At 59.1% G+C, this 9,493-nt stretch carries 5 protein-coding genes and 6 pseudogenes; 8 read left to right on the top strand and 3 right to left on the bottom strand.

Annotation, left to right across the window (positions count from 1 at the left end; genetic code table 11):
• Positions 1 to 173: 173 nt before the first annotated feature.
• From ACWGS8_RS35000 to ACWGS8_RS34980, 5 genes and pseudogenes are all read left to right on the top strand, one after another.
• Positions 174 to 353: pseudogene (locus ACWGS8_RS35000) on the top strand (transposase); the annotation flags it as partial.
• Positions 354 to 504: 151 nt separating this feature from the next.
• Positions 505 to 648, top strand: a pseudogene (locus tag ACWGS8_RS34995) (IS110 family transposase); the annotation flags it as partial.
• A 741-nt stretch (positions 649 to 1,389) separates the two neighbouring features.
• A complete protein-coding gene (locus ACWGS8_RS34990; protein ID WP_454585184.1) occupies positions 1,390 to 2,190 on the top strand; it encodes a class I SAM-dependent methyltransferase in 801 nt (266 codons plus the stop codon).
• A 37-nt stretch (positions 2,191 to 2,227) separates the two neighbouring features.
• Positions 2,228 to 2,484 (top strand): annotated as a pseudogene (locus ACWGS8_RS34985) (IS5/IS1182 family transposase); the annotation flags it as partial.
• A gap of 315 nt (positions 2,485 to 2,799) precedes the next feature.
• A complete protein-coding gene (locus ACWGS8_RS34980; RefSeq protein ID WP_454585183.1) occupies positions 2,800 to 4,047 on the top strand; it encodes an ATP-grasp domain-containing protein in 1,248 nt (415 codons plus the stop codon).
• A gap of 75 nt (positions 4,048 to 4,122) precedes the next feature.
• Here the strand turns inward: ACWGS8_RS34980 and ACWGS8_RS34975 are convergent.
• From ACWGS8_RS34975 to ACWGS8_RS34965, 3 pseudogenes are all read right to left on the bottom strand, one after another.
• Positions 4,123 to 4,559, bottom strand: a pseudogene (locus ACWGS8_RS34975) (transposase); the annotation flags it as partial.
• Between the two features lie 191 nt (positions 4,560 to 4,750).
• Positions 4,751 to 4,994 (bottom strand): annotated as a pseudogene (locus ACWGS8_RS34970) (transposase); the annotation flags it as partial.
• 176 nt (positions 4,995 to 5,170) lie between these two features.
• Positions 5,171 to 6,355, bottom strand: a pseudogene (locus tag ACWGS8_RS34965) (IS1380 family transposase); the annotation flags it as partial.
• 384 nt (positions 6,356 to 6,739) lie between these two features.
• Between ACWGS8_RS34965 and ACWGS8_RS34960 the strand changes: the two are divergent.
• The 3 genes from ACWGS8_RS34960 to tnpB all read left to right on the top strand — a co-directional run bounded on the left by ACWGS8_RS34960 (position 6,740) and on the right by tnpB (position 9,402).
• Positions 6,740 to 8,005 carry an ATP-grasp domain-containing protein gene (locus ACWGS8_RS34960; RefSeq protein ID WP_454585182.1) on the top strand — a complete coding sequence of 422 codons (1,266 nt, stop codon included), beginning with the start codon at positions 6,740 to 6,742 and terminating at the stop codon, positions 8,003 to 8,005.
• 741 nt (positions 8,006 to 8,746) lie between these two features.
• Positions 8,747 to 9,100: an IS66-like element accessory protein TnpA gene (tnpA, locus tag ACWGS8_RS34955; protein ID WP_454585181.1), complete on the top strand. Its 354-nt coding sequence runs from the start codon at positions 8,747 to 8,749 to the stop codon at positions 9,098 to 9,100.
• Positions 9,097 to 9,402 carry an IS66 family insertion sequence element accessory protein TnpB gene (tnpB, locus tag ACWGS8_RS34950; RefSeq protein ID WP_454585180.1) on the top strand — a complete coding sequence of 102 codons (306 nt, stop codon included), beginning with the start codon at positions 9,097 to 9,099 and terminating at the stop codon, positions 9,400 to 9,402. The genes tnpA and tnpB overlap by 4 nt, the downstream gene beginning before the upstream one ends.
• The last annotated feature ends 91 nt before the right edge of the window (positions 9,403 to 9,493 follow it).

Below are 9,493 nucleotides of genomic sequence, written 5' to 3'. Positions count from 1 at the left end.
CAAGAAGGCTCGCCCGCTTGGCAGGTTTGCCATGCAGTCGGATCGGCTGAAGCTGCACAGGGCTGGGGGTGGGAGCTCAGAGACGACGGTTGATCAGACTCTCATCCGCGGGTTGGGTACCGGCCTTCCGTGTCTTCGTCTCGGGGCTGTCCTCGGTCTAGAGGGCGGGCGTGGTGCCCACGACCCATCATCTGCGCAACGCCGAGTTCGCTACGCTGCGGCTCAGGCTGCTCAAGCTCGGCGCTCGCGTCATCGAAACCGTCTCGCGCATCCGTCTGGCCTTCGCCGCCGCCTGTCCCGAGGCAAGTCTGTTCCGCGCGCTCGCCAGCAATCTGCTACCGGCAGGACCATGACCGCTGGGGCAGCAGGCCCCGCCGAACCATACAGCTTCCACCCTCAGCGCGTTCACAAGTCCAGATATAGCTGCGGTGAAAAAGACGCCGCGCCGCCACCTGTCCACCACTCAGCGGCAAACAATCCCAAATGCGTCATGAATAAGACGGGCTAGTCGCCCTTTTAGCGCGGCGGCCTTTCAAGGCCGTCGCAATCGCGCTCGCCAACAAGATGGCGAGGATTATCTGGGCGCTGCTCACCAAGGGCGGGACATATCGAAATACTGGTGCGGCAAGCGGCGCAACACGCGCCTGAGCCGAACGACGACCAGACGGACTGGCCGGCGCGACGCCGGATAGAGGCAAGGTGCACAATTAGACGATGACCCACAGGACGAAATCCCGAGGCGAGAGAGGCCGGCGCGACAATGCGCTTACAGCCCGTCAGATTGATCAGCCCCTCGCATCGCGAATTTCATCGAGGCCAGCGGTCTTAGACCGCGCTGAAAGGCCGGACATATGACCGCACCTATCCCGCTGGATGAAATGTCTGAAAAAGCGCTTGCCCGCGTGGCCGTTCCACATTATGTCGCGCCATACCGAGTCTGGTCATTGCTGGGGATCGTGTCGCCTTCGTGGTGGAAATAGGTCGCCGTGTGATGGCTTCGCCGTTGAGCCTTCCAAACGTGTGAAGCGCACGCGACCGGCTCAGCGGCTCGAGGAGAAACAACTGGGCGGAGGGTCGCCCTACTCCCGGCTGGCCCCGCACCGGTTGCAGAGCGCTTTGCGCCCCCCTGGGACCGGCAAACCGGTGACAAAACCGCCCATAGCCGTCAGGATGGCGGCCAAGTATCGCAGCAAGAAGCGAGCGATCAGACATAACCGCAACTGAAACGTTACATAATATTATTTTGCAAATATCTGGGTCGACCATTATCCATTGGCAATCTTTCTGATCGCCACGGGATTCAAGCTTTTGGCTTCAGTACTAGCCGCGACGCTCCGGTGGTGCACCAGCGCGAGATGACTTCGATTGCCCGATGGATGGGGGATTCTCTTGAAGCGATTTTACGACGACGAAGCCAATTCACCTTTCGTACAGGCCTATGATGCCTTCTATAGCCCCAAGATGCCGCAAACGCCCGTCGAGGACATCGATTTTTACGCAGGGATCGCGCAGAAAGCCGGCGGAAGCGTACTCGAACTCGGATGCGGAACCGGGCGCGTCGCATTGCCCCTCGCAGAGCTTGGCTTCAATGTTACTGGTGTGGATACCTCGGGGGGACTGCTTTCAATTGCGGAACGCAAGGCGGCCGAGATTCCGATCGCGGCACAACAACGATTGCGATTTGTTCAGCAGGACATGTCAGACCTCCAGCTGGATGAGCAGTTCGCCGCCGTTTTGGCACCCTTTCACTCCTTTCAGCACTTGCTCACAAGCGAGCTGCAGATTAGAGCATTGAAGGCCATTCATCAGCATATCCGGCCTGGTGGCCGACTTGTCCTTGATCTTGTCGACCTCCACGTTGACATCCTGTCAGAAAAGCTGGTGCCTCCCCGGTCGCGCTCTGCCGTACATGAGCCTAGCGGACGGCGTTATGTCCGGAATCTCCTAAATACCCGCTATGATCACTTTGCGCAAACACGGCACGATGTCTGGCGCTTTTTGGAAATTGGAAAAGATGGCGAAACATTGCAGGAAGAGACGCGCGATCTGGTTCTGCGCTGGACGCACCGGTGGGAGCTGCACCATTTGCTGGCGCGCTGCGCCTTTTCGGTTGAGGCAGAGTACAGCGACTTTAGGCATTCTGCGCCTACTTACGGAAAGGAGTTACTGGTGGTCGCCAGGGTTGACTAGAAGAATTTCTTGCGTGTCAAGATAGATCGAAGTGTCAATCCTGCGGCACCATTTCGAAACAGTCGTGGAACGCTGCTTGAGCAAAGGGTTGCTCGGTGCGAAGGGGTTCGAGGTGGAAGCCAGCCTCATCGCGGCCGATGCCACAAACAGCGCTCCCCAGGCGGCGAGTGGCGCGTCGACAATCTTGGTGCCCGTCGAGCGGTGCGAGAGTATCTCGCAATCCTGGACGTCGCCGCTTTCCGGATGGCCAGTGAGGTCACGCCGATGTTCATCTCACCCTCCGATCCAACGGCACTAAAAAGGCAGCTTCTAAGCAACGTTCGAGCAGGCAGAGCTGCACAAGGTGTCGCAATGCGGCTCGGCGAACTCTGGCCGCCCCCAAACTGCTGCGCAGAATCAATAGCGTCGCCGAGCGGAACCAGCGCCCTGCAACAGATTCTTCAGATGAATTTACAGAATCTTTGCGACGGTAAGTCGCTGACGACGGTACGCTCCCCAGAAAATTGAGGCAATCTCATCTGAAACTCTGAGATCAGGCACGGCTGAAAAAGGGCTGATGCCGATTTGTGCTCAGAACGCCGCACAACACTCAACGGAGGTCAACGTCAAATGGCAAGAAAAGCGCTCATCCTAGTTGAAAGCCATCCAAAGGGTAATGGTCTGCTATACTGTCAGGCGGCCCAACGCCTTGGCCTAAATCCAATTATCCTATCTGCGGATCCAGCTCGGTACGACTATCTTGCGGCGGGAAGGATTGAGGCAATCCGTGTTGATACAGACAATCTCAATGCGTTGATCCGCGAATGTTCCCGGCTGCGTAAGATCCACGACATTGCAGGCATTACGGGCGACTTGGACTCGGTCTATGCGACAGTTGGCAAGCTCTGCCGGTATTTCGATCTACCAGGACCGAACCCCGTAGCAATTGAACGATGCTGCGATAAATTCGTCCAACGGCAGCTCCTTGCGGAGGCAGGTATTCCCATACCTGCTTATCGCGTGGCAGCAAATGCGACAGAGGTTGAAAGCTCTGCCGCGGAGATCGGCCTACCGGTGATTCTCAAGCCAGCCGTCGGCACCGGCAGCAGGGGTGTCCGATTGTGCCGCAACGTCAATGAGTTGGCCGAGCATACGACCTATCTGTTGGACGGGAAGCACATACATCCGCCGTACGTGTTGGGCGAGACTTCGCCCAGGATGCTGGTCGAAGAATTCGCACAAGGCCCCTTTAATTGCGCTCACATGATGGGAAATGAGGTCATTGCGATTGAAGCAGCTGACTCCGGCCCTCCACCGCATTTCATTTTTCGTGAGAGCAGCTTTCCGGCCACCCTCACTGATGAGGAGCATAGGCGTATCGCCGATGTTTCGCGGAGCTGTTTGCGAGCTCTCGACCTTGGCTGGGGGCCGGCGTTTGTTGAATTCAGGTGGACGAAGCTTGGCCCAGTCGTCATTGAAGTCAATCCGCGTCTTGTTGGCGCGCCCGATCCTCAACTCATTCAGCTGGCTTACGGTATCGATCTCATCACTGAGCACATCAAGCTTGCTATCGGCGACAAACAGAATATGCGTAGAAGGCATTCGCATACTGCGGCCGTCCGGTTCCTGGTTGCTGATCGCGATGGCACCATCGATTGGATCGCCGGCGGCAATCGGGCGGCTGCCATGTCTGGGATCGCCGAGGTCAGATTGTATGTTGAACCCAAGACGCCGATGATCAGGAAAGGCGATTTCCGAGACTGTATCGGACATGTCATCGCCGCCTCGCCCACCTTCGCTCGTACTCAGGCGATACTTCAGCGTGCCGTTGACTTAATCAGTTGGTCGATCTCACCATTCCCGACCCTTGACGAATAGGAACATCTGCGGCCGATCACCTTTGGGACTGATGGCAGCACTGTACGGAACAGTTGATCATCTAGTGGATGGGATCTAACCTTGGTGCCCGCGTTTGACGGCAGCGATGATCTTGTCTGGATCGGCGATCCAAGTGAAGGGTTTAGGTTGCTAGTTGTGCTCTGCAACGAAGCGGTTGATCGACGCCTGGAGGTCGACGACGGAGTGGAAGACACCGCGCCTGAGACGACACAGTTTTGCGAAGAAGCCCTCGACCGCGTTGAGCCACGAGCATGAGGTCGGTAAGTGGAAGGTGAAGCGCTGATGGCGGTTGAGCCAGGCGCGCACCTTGGCGTGCTTGTGAGCGGCGTAGTTGTCGAGGACGATGTGGATGGCCTTGCTGGCCGGCACCTCGGCATCGATAGCGTTGAGGAAGCGGATGAATTCCTAGTGGCGATGGCGCTCCATGTTCGTGCCGATGACGGTGCCGTCGAGCACTTGGCAAACAGGGTGGTCGTGCCATTGCGCTTGTATAGGCTCGCAGCCACCATCACAATGATGTCGCCAAGCCGATGCGAGGCATTGCCGGCACGCGGATCGGGCAACGTCCCGAAACAACCCTCAAGACAGGAAATGGCAGTCGCTCCCTTGGCTAAACTGTGTCAAGAATCCTTCCCTGCCATCAATGCGACAGAAAAATTTCCATATGCGATTCCCCTGGTATTGAACGGGGCTGATGTCTTACCCAGAACCAGGCGAGCTGGATCATGGTTGTTCGCAGCCGCAGATTTCCGGCTTTGGAGACGCCTTGTTCGTGCGCCACGGATCCGCTCCGCCAGGGCGTCGCGCCAATCCGGCATAAGCGGCAACCTGCCGTCGGTTGGAAAAGTTTCGGAACAATCCCTCGACCACAGGGCACCGGCGAATTCCGGGCCAAACCCCTTCAAATTTTTTAACATTGCTCCTGGCGCTAGCCCGCTTATCTCACCGAATCTAGCGCCGGGCTCCGTTGTGACGCGGCGCGGGCACTGGCCTGGCTGTGGAGTTTGAGGACGGGCGCGATCAGCGCCGCGGTGGTGCGACGGTCGGGTTCCTCAGCAATGTATCCTGTGTTGTTTGTGAGAAGGGTTCGGGTCCGGCGGCGTCACAGAGCCGCGGCACGTATTCGGGCGTGAGCCAGGGCGAACTCCTCGGCATAGGGACACGCTGAGGCCATCGCCACCTTGATGCGACGAACCGAGACGCGCACCTGTGCGCCGATCTTCAGCAGTTTCAATCTGATCGTGCCGCAGCTGGCGTTGGCGAGCCGGGTATGGGGAAGACCGAGGCGACGCAGGGCGCAGATCAGGACATACGCAAACGAGGCGAACCACAGCCGCAGTTGATTGGCGCGCATGGAGTTGGCACTGGTACGATCGGCGTAGAGGTCGAGCTGGCATTCCTTGATCCGGTTCTCCATGTCGCCGCGGGCGCAGTAGAGCTCCTCGTAAAGCGCCCGTGCCGCCCAGCGCTGCGGCTTGAGTGAGGTCACGATGAAGCGCGGATTGGCGCCCTGTGTCATCCATTCGGCCTTGGCCACGACCCGCCTGCGGCGCGACCAGCTGTCTTTTGTCGACCACCTGAAGTCGCGGAAGACCCGGGCGGCCTGGCCGCTTTTCCTGGAGACCAGACAGGCTTCCTCGAGGGCCGGGGCGATCTTGGTTTCCAGCCGTTCGTTGCGGGCGAGCCCGAAGACGTAGTCGACGCGGTTGATCTCGCACCAGGCCATCAGTTCCTCGCGCGCAAAGCCGGAATCGGCGCGCGGGATGATGTGGACCCTAGGCCAGGCTTTGCGGATCTGGGTCACGATCCGCTCAACCTCCTCGACCGCTCCTTTGCTGGCATCGATGTTGGAACGCCTGAGCTTTGCCGCCAGCAGGTGCCGGTCGCAGAAGATGTAGAGCGGCAGATAGCAGTAGCAGTTGTAGTAGCCGTGGAAGAGCCTGCCTTCCTGCCGGCCGTGCAGCGGATCATCGGTGGCGTCGAGATCGAGCATGATCTCGGCCGGCGGCTTGTCGTGGGCTTCCAGGAACAGGTCCACGAACAAGGCCTCCAACGCGACCTTGTCGTAACTGATCTTGTGATAGCGCGTCGGCTCCCCGACCCGGCCGTGCTCCAGCCGGTTCAGCGTCGACTTGCCAGCAAGCACCGCACAATCTTCTCGCTTTGGCGTCAGGCGTTCCGACACAAGCGCGAGCACCGAGTCGTGGCGAAGCGTGTCGTGGTCGTCGACGTCCTCGTATCCCAGCGCGATCGTTGCGATGCGTTGCCCGACCAGCGTTGAGATATTCAGGCTAGCGAGCCATCGTCCGACGGGCTGAGCAAAGCATCCCGTTCAGCCTCCACGGACTTGATCTGTTGAAGTGCGAGTTCGAGACGATCAAGTTCGCGCTCAATCTGTGCCTTCAAATGCTTACGAAGACTTGTTTGTAAATAAAATTGCAACTAGTGCGCAAACTGGTGCCCCGATCCCGTCCCGCGTGATCACCACGGCTTGCAAAACGATGCCAGATTGGAGGTGTCCAACTGGCCAGCAAGGCATCATTTGAATTTCACAGAATGTTCACGACCGCAATCGCTCGACTATGGTACGTTCATCGCAAGGTCAGAGGTCATGCACAGCTACTAACCCGCTGACGCTCAGACCGCCGCACGCAATGTTGGGTGACAGCCAATGGCAAGAAGAACGCTCATCCTGATTGAAGGCACCAAGAGCAATGGTCCTCTGTACGTCCAAGCGGCTCAGCGTCTTGCTCTTCATCCAATTACTCTGTCGGCCGATCCAGCTCGGTACGACTATCTTGCGGCGGAAGAGATCGAGGCAATCCGTGTCGATACAGACAATCTCGATGCGTTAATCCACGAATGTTCCAGGCTGCGTGCAACCTATGACATTGCTGGCATAACGAGCGCCACGGAATCGTTCTATGCGACAGTTGGCAAGCTCTGCCGTCATTTCGAACTACCGGGACCGAACCCCGCATCCATCGAACGATGCTGCGACAAATTCGTTCAACGGCAGCTTCTCGCGGGGGCTGGCGTTCCAGTACCTGCTTATCGGTTGGCAGCGAATGCGACGGAGGTAGAAAGCTCTGCCGCGGATATCGGCCTGCCGGTGATTCTTAAGCCAGCCGTCGGCAGCGGCAGCAGGGGTGTTCGGTTGTGCCCCAACGTGGATGAGTTGGTCGAACATACGACCTATCTATTGCGCGGGAAACACAGATGGGGGCCCTCGCCGGGGATGCTATTGGTCGAGGAATTCGCACAAGGCCCCCATTATAGCGCTGAGATGATGGGAAATGAAGTCGTTGGGACCGCCGCCCTTGACTGGGGCAGCCCACCGCATTTCGTCTGTCGTGAGTGCACCTATCCGGCCCTGCTGACTGGTGACGAGTATAAACATATTGTCGATGTTTCGCGGAGCTGTTTGCGAGCTCTCGACCTTGGCTGGGGACCAACGAACATTGAATTTAGGTGGACGAACCGTGGCCCAGTCGTCATTGAAGTCAATCCGCGTCTTGCTGGTACGCCCACTCCTCAACTGGTTCAGCTGGCTTACGGTATCGATCTCATCACCGAGCACATCAAGCTTGTCATCGGCGATGAATGCAATTTGCGCAGAAGCCACTCGCAGACTGCGGTTTCGCGGAACCTAATTCCTGATCACGATGGCGTCCTCGACTGGATCGGTGGCGACAGTCGGGCGGCTGCTGTACCGGGTGTAGCCGAGGTTAAATTCTATGTTAGACCTAAGACGCCGATCGTCAGGAGGGGCGATTACCGAGACAAGATCGGACATGTGATGGCCGCTTCACCCAGCCTTGCTCAGACCGAGGCGATACTTCAGCATGCCATCGACGTTATCGACTGGTCGATCAAACCATTTCCAACCTCTGCCGAAAAGGAACAATACACGGCGGCCCCTTACCTCCCGGACTGACGAAGAGAAAGCGGGTTGTGGACGAGCCGATCATTGCAGTATTGCGCGAGCATGAGCCGAACCATCGATGCTCTGCCCATCTTTGAGACGACCGGTCTTTCGTATGCCTCGGCTGTATCGACGCATGCATACCTGCGGACAGGACGGGCATATGGCGGTCCTTGCTTGGCGCCGTGAGGCACCTTGCCGCGGCGCGCACCTTTTCCGGAATCTTGGTCGCGGATCTTGCAGCCCGCGGAGGAGGGCGGTGGCGGCGCCGAGGACGGGCTCTTCGAGCGTTTCGGCATCGAGAGGTGTACGCACTCCACAAAATGCCAGGTATGCACGTCGGCACCTTCGCCCTGTCGAGCGGCGTCATGCTCGACGCGTGAGACCGCTTCGGCATCAAGATCCTCGGCCATGGCGGACCCGGCCCGGCCGCACGAACCGGGCTATCGCCATACCGCGCCGTTTGGCGACATTCATGCCCTTTCCCCGAGATTCGTAAGGCCGGTATGTCCGCTTCGGCCGGTGAGGTGGCTCGCCCTACACGCGCGTTCGAGGGGTGCTCGGGCGGGCCGAGCCGATCCTCATCACAGTAGTGCGAGCCACCTCACCGGCCGAAGCGAACATACGGTCTTCCTGATCAATACACCTTGCCATTGATCAACACATGACGATTTCAGAGCTTACGCTTAAATCCAGCGATCTTGAGCCTGCGCGCCGTTTCGAGGTGTTCACGGGTTCCGGTCGGCGGCGCGAATGGCTGCCGGAAGAGAAGGCCGGATCGTGACGGAAAGTTACGATGCCGGCGAGACCGTGAGTGCCGTGGCCCGGCGGTATGCGTTGTCCCCGCAGCAGTTGTTCGCCTGGCGTCGGGCTGCTCGTGTACCGTTGGCGGAAACGCTGGCGCCGGAACCGTTGTTCGTGCCGGCAGTGGTGCCGGCTCCGAAGCCGGAACCGACGGGGAAACAGCAGCAACAACGCAAACGGAAAGCCGCCCGCGACGCCGGCGTTATCGAGCTGGAGATTGACGGCGTCGCCATGCGGGTCGGCCGTGGCGCCGACGCCAAGACGGTCGCGGCGGTGATCCGCGCGCTGAAGGCGACGTCGTGATCGGGCCGACGGGTGCGGTCAAGGTCATGGTCGCGACGAAGCCTGTGGACTTCCGCAAGGGCGCGGAGGGCTTGGCCGCCCTGGTGCGCGAGACGATGGGCGCCGATCCGTTCAGCGGCGCGATCTACGTCTTCCGCGCCAAACGCACGGACCGGATCAAGCTGATCTTCTGGGACGGCACCGGCGTCTGCCTCTATGCCAAGCGCCTGGAGGATGGGGAGTTCCGCTGGCCAAAGGTTCAGGACGGCGTGATGCGGCTGACAGCCGCGCAGTTCTCGGCGCTGCTCGATTATGCATGTTGATACCCCTCCTTGTGAGGCTGACAGATTCTGAGGTCGAGGTGATTGATGGTGTGGTTCCGCAGGCTTTTGACGGCATCAAGGACCGAGGAGG

The sequence above is a fragment of the Mesorhizobium sp. 43Arga genome (assembly GCF_053714255.1).
This window is presented reverse-complemented; position numbering and strand designations above follow the sequence as displayed.